The sequence below is a fragment of the Acidobacteriota bacterium genome, from assembly GCA_012517875.1.
Taxonomy (GTDB): Bacteria; Acidobacteriota; JAAYUB01; order JAAYUB01; family JAAYUB01; genus JAAYUB01.
Map to the genome: position 1 here is coordinate 1 of JAAYUB010000118.1, position 15,328 is coordinate 15,328.

Consider the following 15,328-nt stretch of genomic DNA (forward strand, 5'->3'; position numbering starts at 1 on the left):
CCGGCGGTGACGGCATCGCCTCCGACCTGATGTGGCGGGAGTTGCGGATCACCGATCAGAAAAAGCCGGTCATCGCGTCCATGTCTGATGTGGCCGCCTCCGGCGGTTATTACATCGGCATGGGCTGCCGCCGGATTGTTGCGGAACCCGCCACCATCACGGGTTCCATCGGCGTAGTCAATGCCAAGTTCAACATGAAGGGGATGTACGACTGGCTGCAGCTCCGGTTTGAGACCGTCAAACGCGGCCAGTGGGCCGACATGATGGACGACACCCGCGGGATGACGCCGGCCGAGCGAGAACGTTTTGCCGCCATGACCCGCGGCTTCTACGAGCGGTTCGTGCAGAAGGCGGCCGACAGCCGAAAAAAGAAGTTTGCGGAACTGGAACCGTTCGCTCAGGGGCGCGTCTGGCTCGGTTCGGAAGCCATTCAGCATGGTCTGGTGGACGACCTGGGCGGCCTCGAAGCGGCCGTTGCCGTCGCCAAAAAAGAGGCGGGGATCCCGGCCGGCCGGTCTGTGAGAATCGTGGAATATCCCGTGCCAAAGAAGCTGTTCGAGCAGATCATGGAATCCATGGCGGAGACGCAGCTGGCCAGGGTTCACCCCGGCTTGCGCCAGGATCTGGCCTTCCTCGGGCGGTTTGTCCTGCCGGGTCCTGGAGCCATGCTGGCGGTAATGCCATACGCGCTGGACATCCACTGAGATGATTTCCCGGGGCGGGGCGCGGCGCGCCCGCCCCGTTTGTCGCCGGCCGCCTGGCGGGTCGGGTGGCCGGTACCTGTCGGATTCTGAAAAGCGGGCAAGCATCCCATGACAGCCCTGCACATCCAGCGGTATTTCTGGTTGGCGCTGATCGTGATTCTGCAAGCGACGTCGGGCGCGGTGGTGCGCCGGACGGCACGAGTGGACATCACGGCGCCGACTGACATTTGGCTGCTGCAGAAGCTGGGCGCAGATATCGACCGCGTGGACGGCCGGACCGTCCATGTCTATGTCAGTTCTGAGGAATTCGAGAAAACAAGCGCCTTGGGGCTGGCTATCGCCTGGGAAGCCGACCCGGCCGCCGAACGGTTCCGCACCCTTCTGGCGCAGGGGAAGCATTCGGGTGATCCCCTGGAGGCGTACCATGATTACGACGAGTTGACCGCGGAGCTCCAGAGCCTGGCGGCGAGCCGACCCGACATCTGCCTTTTGCTCTCGGCCGGTCGCTCAGTCCAGAACCGGGAGCTCTGGGTGCTGAAGATTTCCGATCACCCGGCCAGTGAGGAGGACGAGCCGGAGTGTCGCTATATCTCCACCATCCACGGTGACGAACCCGTCGGTACGGAAATGCTCATCTATCTCTGCCGTCACCTGATCGACCAGTACGGCGTGGATGTCGCCATCACCGAGCTGGTTGACGAAACGGAGATCTATATCCTCCCCCTGCTCAACCCTGACGGCAACGCTTTGGGATCCCGGTACAACGCCAACGGTGTGGATCTTAACCGAGATTTTCCGGACCGGATCACCGACCCTGACAACACGCCGACAGGCCGCGAAGCGGAAACGCTGCGCGTCATGACCTTCTTCGGTGATCACAGCCCGGTGATATCCGCCAATTTTCACGGTGGTGCCCTGGTGATGAACTATCCCTGGGACAGCTCCACGCTCCCTTCGGGCATGTATGCCGCCTGCCCCGACGACGACGTGTTCATCCATCTCGCCGAGACGTACGCAGCGGCCAATCCGCCGATGTGGGACAGCCCCTACTTCGAACATGGCATCACCAACGGCAACGACTGGTACGCGCTGTTTGGCGGACTCCAGGACTGGAGCTACAACTGGATGGGCTGTATGGACCTGACGGGTGAGATCAGCAATGACAAATGGCCAGATGCCGCCGCCCTGGACGAACTTTGGGAAGACAACCGGACGAGCATGGTCGCCTACCTGGCGGAGTGTCACCGGGGCGTTCGCGGTCTGGTGACCGACGCCGATTCCGGGCTACCCGTGGCAGCCGTTATCACCGTGACGGGCCGGGACATGCCGTTCTACACCGATCCCGACGTGGGCGATTTTCACCGCTGCCTCCTGCCCGGAGTGTATCGGCTGCAGTTCGAAGCCGACGGCTACCAGCCGGCGGTGGTCGACGGGGTCGTGGTCGAAGAAGGTCCGGCGACCCGCGTGGATGTATCCATGGCCGCCTTGGCGAGGCTGGAGCTTGCCGACGTGGGCGTGGCGGAGATCGAAGGCAACGGCGACGCGTTCCTGGACCCGGGGGAAACCTGGGGTGTGGCGCTCTCCGTTAGGAATGGCGGCACGAAGTCTGTCGATGATGTGTCCGTCACGCTGGAAGTGGCCGATGGTCCGGCCTCTGTCCGCAGCGGCGCCGCGGCAGTAGGTATGCTGGCTCCCGGCGCCGTCGTCGCAGTCGCCGCCGGCGACCTGCGCTTTCAGATCAGCGGAGGGGCATCGTGCGCGGCGGAAGTCGTGTTGCGGGTGATCGTCGAGTCCAGTCAGGGGTCGGCGACGGACACGTTCATTGCCGTGCTGGGTGAAGAAACGGGATGGACGTTCAATGCAGCCGATGTTCCGAGACCGATCCCGGACGGCGATCCCGCCGGAACCGTCACCTGGATCGCCGTGCCTGATTTGGAGGGCGCGGTGGCCGCCGTGACGGTCCAGGTGGACGTCGCGCATCCCTATGTCAGCGATCTGATACTGTCTCTGTTTGGTCCGGACGGGACGATGGTCGAACTGTCCAGCGGGAACGGCGGGTCCGGGGATGATTACATCCACACGGTTTTTGACCAGCAGGCCGGTACCGTCATCACCGCGGGTCAGGCGCCGTTCACGGGCGAATATCGCCCTGAAGGCTCTCTGGATGTGTTGCGCGGCGTGGCAGCCGAGGGCCTGTGGGGCCTGGCGGCGGTGGATGAACGGCAACCGGATGCCGGGACGATCACGGGCTGGTCGGTGACGCTGTCGGTGCGGACGTGCCGGCGGTACGCCACCGGCGACGTGGACAGCGACGGCGTGTTGACGGCGGCTGATCTGGCCTTGCTCGCGGGGTATCTGGCCGGCAATGTGCCTGCCGGGGCCATCGATCCGGCCGAGGGAGACCTGGACAACAGCGGCGGCGTTTCCGCCGCGGATCTCTATCTTCTGAAGCGGCGGCTCTGAGCAGCGGGCTCCGGCGGCGGCAGGCGATCGAGGAAGCGCGCCAGGTCGTCCGGCAGGGGGGCGTGAAATTCCATTTCCTGGCCCGTCCAGGGATTGAGAAAGCGCAGCCGCCGGGCGTGCAGGAAAAAGCGGCCGGGCAGGGAGATGGTCCGCACGGCGCCGCCCTGCCGGATCCGGATGGGCCGGTTGCCGCCGTACAGGGTGTCACCGACGACGGGATGACTCCGGGCCGACAGGTGGACGCGGATCTGATGGGTTCGGCCCGTGTGGAGCACCACGCGCAGCAGCGTCAGGCCGGCATACGTCTGCTCCACGAACCACTCGGTGCGGGAAGCCCGCCCCCGCGGTGCGTGAACGGTCATCTTCATGCGATGGACGGGGTGCCGGCCGATGGGCAGGTCGATGATCCCGTGCGGCGCCTCCATGGCGCCGTACACCAGCGCAACGTACTCCTTATAAATCTCGCGCTTCTGGAACATCGCCGACAGTCGCAGCATGCTCTCCTCGGTCCGGGTGACCAGGAGCAGCCCGGATGTTTCCTTGTCCAGGCGGTGGATGATGCCGGGCCGGAGGGACTCGGTGCCCGGCAGACGTCCGAAATGGTGGACCAGTGCGTTGGCCAGCGTTCCGTCGGCCACGCCCGCGCCCGGGTGCACCACCAGGCCGGCGGGCTTGTTGACCACGATGAGCCGCTCGTCTTCGTACATGATCTCGAGCGGCAGCGCCTGGGCCTGGATCCGGAGCGGCTCACGGGGCGTCAGGCGGAGAACCACCTTGTCGCCGGGCCGCAGCGTTGCGCTCGGTTTCACCGGCAGTCCGTTCACGGTGAGCAGGCCCTCATGGATGGTCTTTTGCAGCAGGGCGCGACTGACGCCGTCCACGTGGAAGAGAACCGCGCGATCCACGCGCAGCCCGGCGTCGTCGGGTCCGGCGGTGAATTTTTTAATGCGCTCCATGCGGCCTCCGGGATCCGGCCCAGGTGCAGAAAACGCCCAGCAGGATCAGGGCGGAGCCGGCCAGCAAGGATGGCGAGACGGCCTCGCGCAGGAAGATCCAGCCGGCGATCATCGCCACGATGGGGGTGATGAAGGTCATCATCGCCACCCGAGTGGTATCCACCCGCTTCAGCAGCCAATAGTAAGCAATGAACGAGATGACCGTGCCAAAGATCACCAGGTAGAGCGTAGCCAGCACCCCCTCGGCGGTCCATGCGCTGGGCGTCCGTCGTTCAGCCAGCAGCCAGATAACCCAGACCAGGATGTTCCCGTACAGCATGCCCAGGCCGTTGAACATCACCAGCGGCACGGTGTTGCGCAGCAGCAGGCGCTTACCCACGATGTTGCTGACGGCGGAAGCCAGGCTGGCGCCGAGAATCATCATTACGCCCAGCGGGGATTCGCTGCCGCCCAGCTCTTGGCGAAACAGCACAAAGATACCGACAAAACCAATAACGACTCCAACGAGTTTCAGCACACCCAGCCGTTCGTCGGGCAGGCCGAAGTGGGCCAGGAGGGCGATGTAGAACGGAAACGTCGCGAACACGATTGCCGTCAGCCCCGAAGATATCCATTGTTCGCCGATATAGACCAGCAGGTAGCTGACACAGAATGAAAACGTGCCGACGACAGCAATGCTGAGATGGGTGTTGCGGTCCCGGGGTATGGCTTCGCTGCGGAGCCGCGCCAGGACAAGCAGCAGGGCGGCCGAAACGGCAAAGCGGATGGCGACGCCGAACACGGGCGGGATCGTGGTCAGAGACAGCTTGATGGCAAGCCAAGTGGTGCCCCAGAACAGACACAACAGAAAGAAAATGCCAATTTCCAGTCGGTTGGCGGCAAGCGTTGCGGGCATGGGTGCAACCGTGGCAGATTCGGGTCAGACGCTCAAGATCTGGTAGAAAAAGAGCACACCGATGACTATCAGAACCAGGCCGCTGTATCGGAGCATCCGAATCAGCTTGGTTTGCGTGGCTTCCGGCGGGCCGTTCCGTCGCCAGACGCCGAGCAGGACGCGCGGGATGACAACAAAATCCACCAGGCCGGCGATTAAAAAAACGTAACTGATCAGTGTGTTTGTGGACATGAGCGTGGCGCACCGCGGGCGACGGATTGCCCGCATGGCGGGGCGGCTGCGGCGCGCCTCATGTATACCACATTCACGCCGGCAGAGGCAAAGAATCTCCCGGCCGGGACACGGGGACGGCGCTCCGAGAACGAGTCCGCCGGCTGAAACATTTTGCACATGGCGGGAGGCTCCCCTATAATGAGGCGACACCATGAACCCCGGGCGCGACCGGCCCGGGTCCGGAACCGGGGGAGATCGTCAGACGGCGCGGCCAGCCGGCCGGTGCCGCGTCAAAGGAGACACGCCGTGCGCAAACTGCACCTGATTCTGCTGCTGCTCTTCTGCGGGGCAACGGTGACGGGGGTTGTGGCCCAGGCCCAAACCCAAACCCGCAAGGTCAGTATCGACGGGTTGATTTACGATCTGAAGCATCCAGACCCGGACCGGCGAGTGGAAGCGGCCCGGCTGCTCGGCGTCCACAAGCTGAACCAGTCGGTCCCGGCGCTCATCGAGGCGGCGGCCGATCCTCAACCGTCCGTCCGGCTGGCGGTGCTCGAAGCATTGGCGAAGATCCGTGACCCCCGCGCGCTGCATACCTACATCACCCTCACCGCGGATTCTGAAGCCAACATCCGCCAGAAGGCGATCGCCGCCCTGTTGGAGGTCTACGTGGTCGACGAGAGCGGCTTTGTCGCTGGAACGCGAAAGGTGATCGAATTCCTCAACCCGTTCGACAGCGACTACAACACGCTGGTGGTGGAACCGTACGTACCCGTCTCGGCGGATGCGGTCCGGGCCCTGGCCCAGCGACTTGAGGATCCCGAAACGGGCGTGCGCAAGGCCGCCGTGATGGGCCTGGGCACCCTCCGGGGTCGGGCGGCATTGCCGCAGATGAAGGATGTCTTGTCCCGGGAACCGGAAAACGGCATCAAGATTGAATACTTCCGCTCGTTTTACAAGATCGGCGACCCGGACGCGTGCGGCCGGCTCGTTCCGTACGTGAACGATCCCGACAAGGCGGTTCACGACGAGGCGATTCTCACCAGCGGCCTGCTGCGCTGCAAGGAGTCGGTGGATGCCGTCATGGACATCTACCAGATGGGGATCAAGGAACGCGAAAAGGTGTTTGGCGTCATCCCCGCTTCCTCGTCCGATGACCTCCAGATCAAATGCCTGCAGGCGCTGGCCCTGATAGGCGATGACCGGGCGGCCAAGTTGTACCTGCCGGCACTGCGGCACGATAAGGAGGATTTCCGTGTTGCCGCAGCAGAAGGATTGGCCCGGTTGGCCGATCCCCAGTATGAGCCGGTGCTGGTGGAGCGCTCCGCCGGCGCCCGGGGGAAGCGATTTCAGCTGGCGCTCGCCTATGCGTTCTATCGTCTGGGTCACAAGGAGCGGTTGCAGGACATGGTGCGTGAGCTGGGCGGCATGAAACACGGCGACCAGATGTTCAGCTATCTTGTGGAACTGACGCCCGATCAGCTGGCCGACCTGTACCCGCATCTTCGTGCCAGCAAGGGCAAGACCCGCATTCGCATCCTCGAAGCTGTCGGGGTGGCGGGGGCGGTGCAGAATCTGGCCGAAGTCCAGTCATACACCCACGACAGCGACGCCAATGTGGCGTCGGCGGCGATGGTGGCGGTCCGGCGGATCCAGGCGCGGCAAGGCCTCTGACGGGTGCGGCCAGCGAGGGAATGGAGCGCGCGCGTGGCGTATCGCGATCTGCATGAATTCATCACGGCTCTGGAACAGGCGGGCCAGCTTCGGCGCGTCCGTGAGAGCGTGTCACCAGTACTGGAGATCACCGAGATCGCCGACCGGGTAGTCAAGGCCGGCGGTCCGGCGCTCCTGTTTGAGAGCGTTCAGGGATCGGAGATCCCGGTTCTGATCAATGCGTTCGGCACTCTGGAGCGGATGTGCCTGGCCCTGGGCGCGCCCGACCTCGACGCCGTGGCGGCGCGCGTTCAGGATTTGCTCGAGTTCAGGAGCCCGGCGTCGCTGGCGGACAAGATCCGGATGCTGCCGAAGCTCGCGGATCTAGCCAATTTTTTCCCGAAGACTGTTCGCAGCGGGCCCTGTCAGGAAGTGGTCCTCACCGAAGGGTTCTCCCTGGCGGACCTGCCCGTACTGCAGTGCTGGCCCGACGACGGCGGCCGCTTCATCACCCTCCCGCTGGTGTTCTCGCGGGATCCGGTCACCAGCAAACGCAACTGCGGCATGTACCGGATGCAGCTGCACGACGCCACGACCACCGGCATGCACTGGCAGATTCACAAGGGAGGCGCTCACCACTACCACAGGTGTCTCCGCGACGGCCGCCGCCTGGAGGTTGCCGTGGCGATCGGGGCCGATCCAGTGGTCACCTTCGCCGCCACCCTGCCCCTGCCCGAGGATTTCGACGAGATGCTTTTCGCCGGATTTCTGCGCGGCGGTCCCGTGGAGATGGTCCCCTGCCGGACGGTTGATCTGGAAGTGCCGGCCTCGGCGGAGATCGTGCTCGAGGGTTACGTGCAGCCCGGCGAACTGCAGCGGGAGGGTCCGTTCGGCGACCACACCGGCTTTTACTCGCTGGCGGACGACTATCCGGTGTTCCACGTCCAGTGCGTCACCCGGAAGCGCCAGCCGGTCTATCACACGACCATCGTCGGGCGCCCGCCCATGGAGGACTGCTGGATGGGTAAGGCCATCGAGCGGATCCTTCTGCCGGTGATCCGAAAACAATTTCCCGAAATCGTGGACATTCACCTGCCGTTTGAAGGCGTGTTCCACAATTTGATCATTGTGGCCATCCGCAAAGCGTATCCGGGACACGCGCGCAAGGTGATGCACGGCATTTGGGGACTTGGACAGGCGATGTTCTCCAAATGCATCCTGGTGGTGGACGATACGGTCAACATCCAGGATCTGAGCGAGACTGCTTGGGCGGCGCTGAACCACATTGATCCGCAACGGGACACGGAGTTCGTGCTGGGTCCCGTGGACAGCCTGGACCACGCGTCCCGCCTGCCCGACTTCGGATCAAAGATGGGCGTTGACGCGACTCGCAAATGGCCCGGCGAAGGTTTTACCCGGGCCTGGCCAGAGCCCGTCCGTATGAACCCGGAGATCCGGGCCCTCGTCGACGGCAAGTGGGAACGCTATTGGCGCTGACCCGCCGATGCGCCCGCAGGCGGACCATCCCTGCATGATGCCTTGGAGGCGAACCATGATCCGCAGCATTCTGATCGCCGTTGTCCTGCTGGCCGTGATGCCGGCGGTACTCGTAGCCCAGGGGGCCGTCGACGGGAGTCCGCCGAGTCTGGCCGAGCTCATTGATAACCTGGCCAACGCCCAGCACCGAGGCAGCTTCTTCCGCGACCGGTGTGTCTATTTCCAGCGGCTGTACGTGGAGCGGTTCAAGGAGCGCACGCCGGAAGGCGTCTACGCGGATTCGATCTACCAGCGGTTGTCGGTGGCGGAAGTGAGCGCCGACAAGGACCGGGAAGTCATCGCCCGTCTGGTGTCGGACACCGACGGCAAGCTCAAGCCCAAAGCCGTTTCCGAATCCAGCCGAAACGTGTTTGGGGCGCCCCGCTTCCTCGAGCTGCTGTTCTTTCCTCTCTATCCGGAGCGGAAAGGACTGTTCGAGATCACCGACCTCGGCGAGGCGGTGATCGACGAACGGAAGTGCCGGATCCTGCGGATCTACCCCCACTCCGATGCAGAGCCGCTGGTGGAGGGGGTGTTCTACGTGGATCCGGTCAGCGGTCACCCCGTTCGATTGGTCGTCGACCGGCTGCACCATTTCGAACTGCTGGATGACAATCTGGACGGCCTCGTGGAACTCCATGCGCAGGTGGAATACCGAACCCTGCCCAACGGCGTAACGGTTCCCCAGGCCTGCCGGGCGGACGGCAATTCACGCATCTCCCGGTATAAAGGGTTTTTCAAAATTGACTTTTTGGAATGGGGCTATCAGCCCAATCCGCTCTATCCAGACGTGGTGCCGTATTTCGAGAAGATGCCCGATTTCAAGGATCCGGCACCCGCCGCCTTCCGGCGCCCCGACGACACCGACGCCGCGGGCTCGGAGCAACCATGAGGATCATTGCCGGCCGCCTCAGGGGGCGCCAGCTGTTCCTGCCGCCGGATCTGAGCATCCGGCCCACCATCGGCAAACTGCGCGAATGTTACTTTGACATCGTCCGGGATCTCATCGGCGGCGCCCGATTCCTCGACCTGTGCGCCGGGAGCGGCTCGATGGGACTTGAGGCGCTCAGCCGCGGGGCGGCGGAGGTGGTGTTCGTCGAGATGAGCGAGCGGTCGCTGAAGTATCTCCGGAAGAATCTGGCGCACTGCCGGGTCGAAGATGGCGTGCGGGTGATTCGAGGGGATGTCCTGGTGCAGATTCCCCGGCTGGCCCGGGACGGAAAACAGTTTGACCTGATCTACTTTGACCCGCCCTATTTTGAAGGATTGTACGACCAGGCGCTGGCGGTCGTGGCCGGTTCGAGCCTGCTGGCTCCCGGCGGGCTGGTGACGGTGAATCATTTCAAGAAGGTGATGGTGCCGGCGGCCTCCGGTGGGCTGGAGTGTGTCCGGACCGTCCGGCACGGCGATTCGGCGCTCAGCTTCTATGTCCGGCGGCAGCCGCCGGACTCGGACTCATGATTTGACGTATTCGAGCCCGGTTTTGCGACGGGCCTTGCGCAGGGTGGGCCGGGCGATGGCCCGGGCCTTTTCGGCGCCCCGGGCGAGGATCTGCTCCACGGCGTCGCGCTGGGCGGACAGCTCCAGCCGCCGCTGCCGATAAGGCGCAAAATACGTCCGGATCTTATCAAACAACATCTCCTTGGCCACCGCGTAACCCATGCCGCCGGCTCGGTAGCGCCGGTCCAGGTCGGCGAGTTCATCCGGCGTCGCGAACAGTCGGTACAAAGCGAACACGGTGCACTTGTCGGGGTCCTTCGGCGCCTCCACCGGCGTGGGATCGGTGACGATGCCCATCACCTTCTTGCGCAGCACCTTCTCGTCGGCGAAGATCTCGATGGTGTTGCCGTACGACTTGCTCATCTTTTGGCCATCGAGGCCGGGTACCACGGCGACATCCGGGTCGATGGCCGGTTCGGGCAGAACAAACGTGTCCCCGAACACGTTATTGAACCGCTCCGCGATGTCCCGGGTGACCTCCACGTGCTGCTTCTGGTCCTTGCCCACGGGGATGCGGTGGGCCTGGTACAGCAGGATGTCGGCGGCCATCAGCACCGGGTAAGCGAACAAGCCGTGGGTGGGGATCAGGCCGCGGGCAATCTTGTCCTTGTAGGAGTGACAGCGCTCCAGCAGGCCCATGGATGTGACGCAGGACAGGATCCACGTCAACTCCGTCACCTCGGGCACGTCAGATTGAACCCAGAAGATGGATTGCTCGGGATCCAGACCGAGGGCGAGGAAATCCATGGCGGCATCCAACGTGCCCTGGCGCAGAGTCTTGCCGTCCTGAACCGTGGTGAGCGCATGGTAGTTGACGATGAAGCAGAACAGTTCATGGTGGGCCTGAAACTCGATCATGCGCTTCATCATGGCGAAATAGTTGCCCAGATGGAGTTGTCCCGACGGCTGGATCCCCGACAAGACCCGTTGGCGCGGTACCGTTGCCTCGGTCATGTGTTCCTCCGGCGCAAATTCAAGCCCCCAAGATAGGCATTTTCACGCCCGTTGTCAAAGGTTTCCCGTCCGTTCTGTGGACGGTGGTTGATCGGCCGGTGCGGAGAAGTTACAATCATACACACTGAATCAACGGACGGGTGCAAACATGGCGCGTCAGAACCTCGGGCAGGGATCGGTCGCTGCCTATGCCATCCGGCGGCTGGCGCTGGGTTTCGGTCTCATCGCTGCGGCCGCCGGGGTGTTGCTCGTCTCGGACTGGCCGAATCGGCAACGGGTACGCGGTGATGTACCACGCGTCGCCATCTTCCAGATCTCCAGCCGTACCGGTGTGGATTTGAGCCGTGACGGAGTGCTGGCCGGCCTGGCCGATGAAGGGTTTGTGAATGGCCGTTCGCTGACACTGCAGCTGTTCAACGCCGAAAACGATCTGCCCACCGCCGGCACGATCGCCCACGGAATCGTCCACGGCGACTTCGACCTGGCGATCACCCTGACGACACCTGCGTTGCAGACACTGGCGGCAGCCAACCGCGATGGCCGCGTCCCTCACGTGTTTGGGATGGTTACGGATCCCGTCGGTGCGGGCGTGGGCATCGGGACCCGGGACCCGCTGGATCATCCCCTCCACCTGGCCGGCATCGGCACGTTCCAGCCGGTTCGTGAAATCTTCCGTCTGGCCAAGCGGATCCATCCCCGGCTGCGCACCGTGGGAACCGTGTGGTGCCCGGCGGAAAAATGCTCCGAAACCTGCACGCGGATCGCCCGGGAAATCGCTGTGGAACAGGGGATCACCCTGCTGGAGGCGTCCGTGGACAACTCCGCCGGTGTTCATGAGGCCGCCGTGTCACTGACCGCCCGAGGCGTGGAGGCCATCTGGATCGGCGGGGACAATACTGTCGAAACAGCCATCGGCGAAGTCGTTTCCGCGGCGTCACAGGCCCGCATCCCCGTGTTCGTCAACACGCCGGATCATGTGAGGATGGGGGCGTTGTTCGGCCTCGGCGCCGACTACGCCGTGGTCGGCCGCGAGGTGGGCCGTCTGGCGGGCCGCGTGTTGAACGGGCTGGTGCCGGCTGAGGTGCCCATTGAAAATTTGGTGCCCCCCCAGCTCAGCGTGAACCGGACGGTAATGGCGACCCTGGGCGGGAAGTGGCAGATTGCTCCCGACGTGTTGGCGGCGGCGTCCCTGGTCGTCGACGATACCGGGCCGCATATCCGGCCGGATCCGGATCCATCCGTATTGCGGACGTTGCGGGATTCCGAGAGTGTGTCAACGGTATCGGCTGACTATAGGACCGTCTGGGCAGCAGGCGGGCGGTGCTGGCGGCTGCACCTGCTCAACTACAACGAGTCGTCCATCGCGGCCGACTCGGAGGCCGGCCTCCGGGAGGCCCTCGGGCAGATGGGCCTGGTGGAAGGACGCGACTTCACTTTGCGCCGTCATTGTGCGCAGGGCGACCTGCCCACGCTGATCGCCCTGGCTGACGCGGCCGTGACCGATGGCGCCGATCTGTTGCTTGCCCACTCCACCCCGACGCTGCAGACGCTGGTCAAGAAGGAGCGCCGCCTGCCTATTGTGTTCGGTGTGGTGGCTGATCCCGTGCGTGCGGGCGCGGGCCGCAGCTTCACCGACCACTTGCCCAACGTCACCGGGATCAGCACCCGATCCGACTATGAAGGAATGGCCCGGGTCATCCGGGAGTGCCTGCCGGCAGCACGGCGGATCGGCACGCTGTTTGTGACGAACGAGGACAACTCCATCTACAACAAGGACGCATTTGAGGCGGAACTTCGCCGGCTGGGCATGGCACTGGTGCCGGCCGGCGTGTCGTCAGGCACCGAGGTGCTGGATGCGGCCCGATCGGTGGTGGATCGGAACGTGGACGCCCTCTGTCCGGTGACCAGCAACCTGCTGGAGATCGCCTTCGCCGGCGTGAGCCGGGTGGCCCTGGAATCGCGGACGCCGCTGTTCGCCTTCACGTCCACGCCGGTGGTGCAGGGCGCGGCCGCGGTGGGGGTGACGCGGGACTACCGGCAGGCGGGACGAGACATGGCCCGGCTGGCTGTCCGGATCATGCGCGGGGAGCCGCCGGCCGGGATTCCCATTGAACTGGTGAGCCGGACGCGGATTCTCGTGCACCGGCCAAATGCGGCCCGGTGCGGATTGGTCATTCCGCCCGCCCTGCTCCAGCGTGCCGATCAGGTGATGGAGCGGTGATGGACATCCAACGCGTGCGCCATGCCGAGGGTTTTGAATTCCGGATCAGCGGCCGCTTCGATGCCGGCCGTGCGGACCAGCTCGAATCGGACCTGGACGAGGCGGTCCGCGCCGGCGAATATCACGTACGGGTGGATTTGAGCGGGGTGGATTTCATCAGCTCGGCGGGCATCGGTCTGTTGGTCCGTTTCTATAACCGCCTGAAAGGCTGTGGCGGGACGTTCGGCGTCCGGGCGGCTTCGGAACCGGTTGCCAATCTTCTGCAAATCAGCGGGTTGTGGGCGATGCTGGCTTCGGATTTTCCGGGCGGCGAAGGAGCCGGCGATTCCGAAACGCTGGCGGCGTCGCGATTCCGTTCGGTGGGACCACTGGCGTTCGAGATCCATGAGCCTGAAACGTCCGGGCATCTGACGTGCCGGCGGGTGGGAGATCCGGAACGTCTGGCAGTGGGGGGTTATGGCCCCGACGCGGCGGCGCGGCTGTCACTGCCGACCGAAACCCTGGCCGTGGGGCTTGGCGCCTTCGGGCCCGGATATTCGGAGTGTCGACCACGTTTCGGCGAATTTCTGGCCGCCGGGGGCGTGGCGGTCTGCCGCCCCACCGACGGTTCGGGTGTGCCCGACTTCATGGTCGCGCGCGGCGGCCTGGTGCCCGAAGTGGTGGCTCTCTACGCCCTGGTGGTTGATGGGGGGCTCGACCACTTCGTCCGGTTCCAGGCGGTGGGACCGGCCGGGGCGGTGACCCTCGGGGATGTGTTGGCCGCCGTCTTGAATATCCTGGACGAGCCGGCGGCGGGTCTGGTGATGCTGGCCGAGACCGCCGGCCTGGTGGGGACGGCGTTGCGGCGGTCGCCGGCCAGCGATTCCGGGCTGGACAATCCGTTTGAGTTTCCGGCGGTCCGTGACTGGCTGGCGTTCACGCCGGAGCGGGAACACGCGCGACATCTCACCTTGGTGGCGGGGGTGGCGGCGGTTGGAACGGCCGGTCCGCTGGCGGTATTTCTCCGGCCGGCGGCGGAACCGGATATCCAGGCCCACTGCCACGCGGCGGTGTTCGGCTTCCGGGCGCTGCCCCGCGGGCGCCTTGACTTGGGTAATACCGTCCGGGAGCTGTGCGAGGAAGAACGCGTGCTCGATCTGCTCCACCTGGTCCGGGATCATCGGGAGATCGTCGGTGTCGGCGACAGCCTGTTCACGCGCGGCGTGATCTGGGCCGGCAGCCTGGACATCGCTGCGGAAGGCGGCGCGCCATGAGCCTGCTCATCAGCGCGGCAACCATCGGTTTCTTCCTTGCCTTGATGGTGCTGGGCGTGTACGTCACGTTCCGGCTGTTCGATTTCTGCGACCTCACCACCGACGGGTCCTTCGCCTTGGGGGCGGCGGTGACCGCCGTCCTCCTGACGGCGGGCGTCCACCCGGCGTGGGCCACCCTGGCCGGCGCAGCCGCCGGCTGTGCCGCCGGCGCACTGACCGGACTGCTGCACGCGCGGATGGGCATCCACGGCCTGCTCGCCGGCATTCTGGTCATGACCGCGCTGTACTCCGTCAACCTGCACATCATGGGCAAGAGCAACGTGCCGCTGCTGTCGACCCCGACGCTGATCACCCTGACCGAGGAATTCGCCGCGCGCCGCTTGGGCATACCGGAGAATGTCATGCTGCTCGGCTGGACCGTCGCCCTGCGCGATGTGGCGGGGCTGGTGTTGGGCGCGGGCGTGGTGACGGCGTCACTCCTGCTGGCGTTCATGTTCTTCCGCACCGACCTCGGCACGGCCATGCGGGCCACCGGCGACAATCCGGTCATGGTCCGGGCCCTGGGGGCGGACACCCGAAACCTGCTGTTGGCCGGCGTGGCGATCGCCAACGGCCTGGTGGCGCTGTCCGGGGCGTTGCTGGCCCAGTATCAAGGCTTCGCCGACGTCCAGATGGGGCTGGGCATGCTTGTCTGGGGCTTGGCCAGCGTGATCATCGGCGAGGCGCTGGTGCGGACGCGCCGCCTGGGGCTGGCGTTGGTCGGCGTGGTCATGGGATCGATCCTCTTCCGCCTGCTGGTGGCCATCGCCCTGCGGTGGGGGCTGGAGCCCAACGACCTGAAGCTGATCACGGCGATATTCGTGCTGGGAGCGCTGTTCCTGCCCGGCCTCCTGGCGCGATTGATCCGACGGAAACGGGCCGCCGAACATGCTTAAAGCCACCGGACTGACCAAAACGTTCAATGGCGGGTCACCCAACGA

At 64.8% G+C, this 15,328-nt stretch carries 13 protein-coding genes; 9 read left to right on the top strand and 4 right to left on the bottom strand.

What is annotated here, in order from left to right; all coding sequences use genetic code 11:
- Positions 1–704: S49 family peptidase (locus tag GX414_12635; protein NLI47944.1), on the top strand; the 704-nt coding region annotated here is incomplete at its 5' end.
- Positions 705–812: 108 nt separating this feature from the next.
- Positions 813–3,167: a hypothetical protein gene (locus GX414_12640; GenBank protein ID NLI47945.1), complete on the top strand. Its 2,355-nt coding sequence runs from the start codon at positions 813–815 to the stop codon at positions 3,165–3,167.
- Here the strand turns inward: GX414_12640 and GX414_12645 are convergent.
- Genes GX414_12645 through GX414_12655 form a run of 3 tightly spaced genes read right to left on the bottom strand, consistent with a single transcriptional unit; the run spans position 3,143 to position 5,249 of the window.
- Complete coding sequence (locus GX414_12645; GenBank protein NLI47946.1) at positions 3,143–4,123, bottom strand: RluA family pseudouridine synthase; 981 nt, start codon at positions 4,121–4,123, stop codon at positions 3,143–3,145. The two genes, GX414_12640 and GX414_12645, sit on opposite strands and share 25 nt — an antisense overlap.
- On the bottom strand, positions 4,110–5,018 hold the full coding sequence (locus GX414_12650; GenBank protein NLI47947.1) for an EamA family transporter: 909 nt from the start codon (positions 5,016–5,018) through the stop codon (positions 4,110–4,112). Before GX414_12650 ends, GX414_12645 begins: the two co-directional genes overlap by 14 nt.
- A gap of 24 nt (positions 5,019–5,042) precedes the next feature.
- Positions 5,043–5,249 carry a hypothetical protein gene (locus tag GX414_12655; GenBank protein NLI47948.1) on the bottom strand — a complete coding sequence of 69 codons (207 nt, stop codon included), beginning with the start codon at positions 5,247–5,249 and terminating at the stop codon, positions 5,043–5,045.
- A 288-nt stretch (positions 5,250–5,537) separates the two neighbouring features.
- Here GX414_12655 and GX414_12660 point away from each other — a divergent pair, with 288 nt between their 5' ends.
- Genes GX414_12660 through rsmD form a run of 4 tightly spaced genes read left to right on the top strand, consistent with a single transcriptional unit; the run spans position 5,538 to position 9,881 of the window.
- A complete protein-coding gene (locus GX414_12660; GenBank protein NLI47949.1) occupies positions 5,538–6,905 on the top strand; it encodes a HEAT repeat domain-containing protein in 1,368 nt (455 codons plus the stop codon).
- Between the two features lie 33 nt (positions 6,906–6,938).
- On the top strand, positions 6,939–8,381 hold the full coding sequence (locus tag GX414_12665; GenBank protein NLI47950.1) for a menaquinone biosynthesis decarboxylase: 1,443 nt from the start codon (positions 6,939–6,941) through the stop codon (positions 8,379–8,381).
- Between the two features lie 55 nt (positions 8,382–8,436).
- Positions 8,437–9,312, top strand: a complete 876-nt coding sequence (locus GX414_12670) for a hypothetical protein (GenBank protein ID NLI47951.1) — start codon at positions 8,437–8,439, stop codon at positions 9,310–9,312.
- Complete coding sequence (rsmD, locus tag GX414_12675) at positions 9,309–9,881, top strand: 16S rRNA (guanine(966)-N(2))-methyltransferase RsmD (protein NLI47952.1); 573 nt, start codon at positions 9,309–9,311, stop codon at positions 9,879–9,881. The genes GX414_12670 and rsmD overlap by 4 nt, the downstream gene beginning before the upstream one ends.
- On the opposite strand, the gene trpS is transcribed toward rsmD, so the two are convergent.
- On the bottom strand, positions 9,876–10,874 hold the full coding sequence (gene trpS / locus GX414_12680; protein ID NLI47953.1) for a tryptophan--tRNA ligase: 999 nt from the start codon (positions 10,872–10,874) through the stop codon (positions 9,876–9,878). The genes rsmD and trpS overlap by 6 nt on opposite strands.
- Before the next feature lie 148 nt (positions 10,875–11,022).
- Here trpS and GX414_12685 point away from each other — a divergent pair, with 148 nt between their 5' ends.
- Genes GX414_12685 through GX414_12695 form a run of 3 tightly spaced genes read left to right on the top strand, consistent with a single transcriptional unit; the run spans position 11,023 to position 15,283 of the window.
- Positions 11,023–13,095, top strand: a complete 2,073-nt coding sequence (locus GX414_12685; protein ID NLI47954.1) for a hypothetical protein — start codon at positions 11,023–11,025, stop codon at positions 13,093–13,095.
- The gene (locus tag GX414_12690; protein ID NLI47955.1) at positions 13,095–14,348 is read left to right on the top strand and encodes an STAS domain-containing protein; all 1,254 of its coding nucleotides are present in this window, start codon (positions 13,095–13,097) and stop codon (positions 14,346–14,348) included. Before GX414_12685 ends, GX414_12690 begins: the two co-directional genes overlap by 1 nt.
- Positions 14,345–15,283 carry an ABC transporter permease gene (locus GX414_12695; protein ID NLI47956.1) on the top strand — a complete coding sequence of 313 codons (939 nt, stop codon included), beginning with the start codon at positions 14,345–14,347 and terminating at the stop codon, positions 15,281–15,283. Before GX414_12690 ends, GX414_12695 begins: the two co-directional genes overlap by 4 nt.
- The last annotated feature ends 45 nt before the right edge of the window (positions 15,284–15,328 follow it).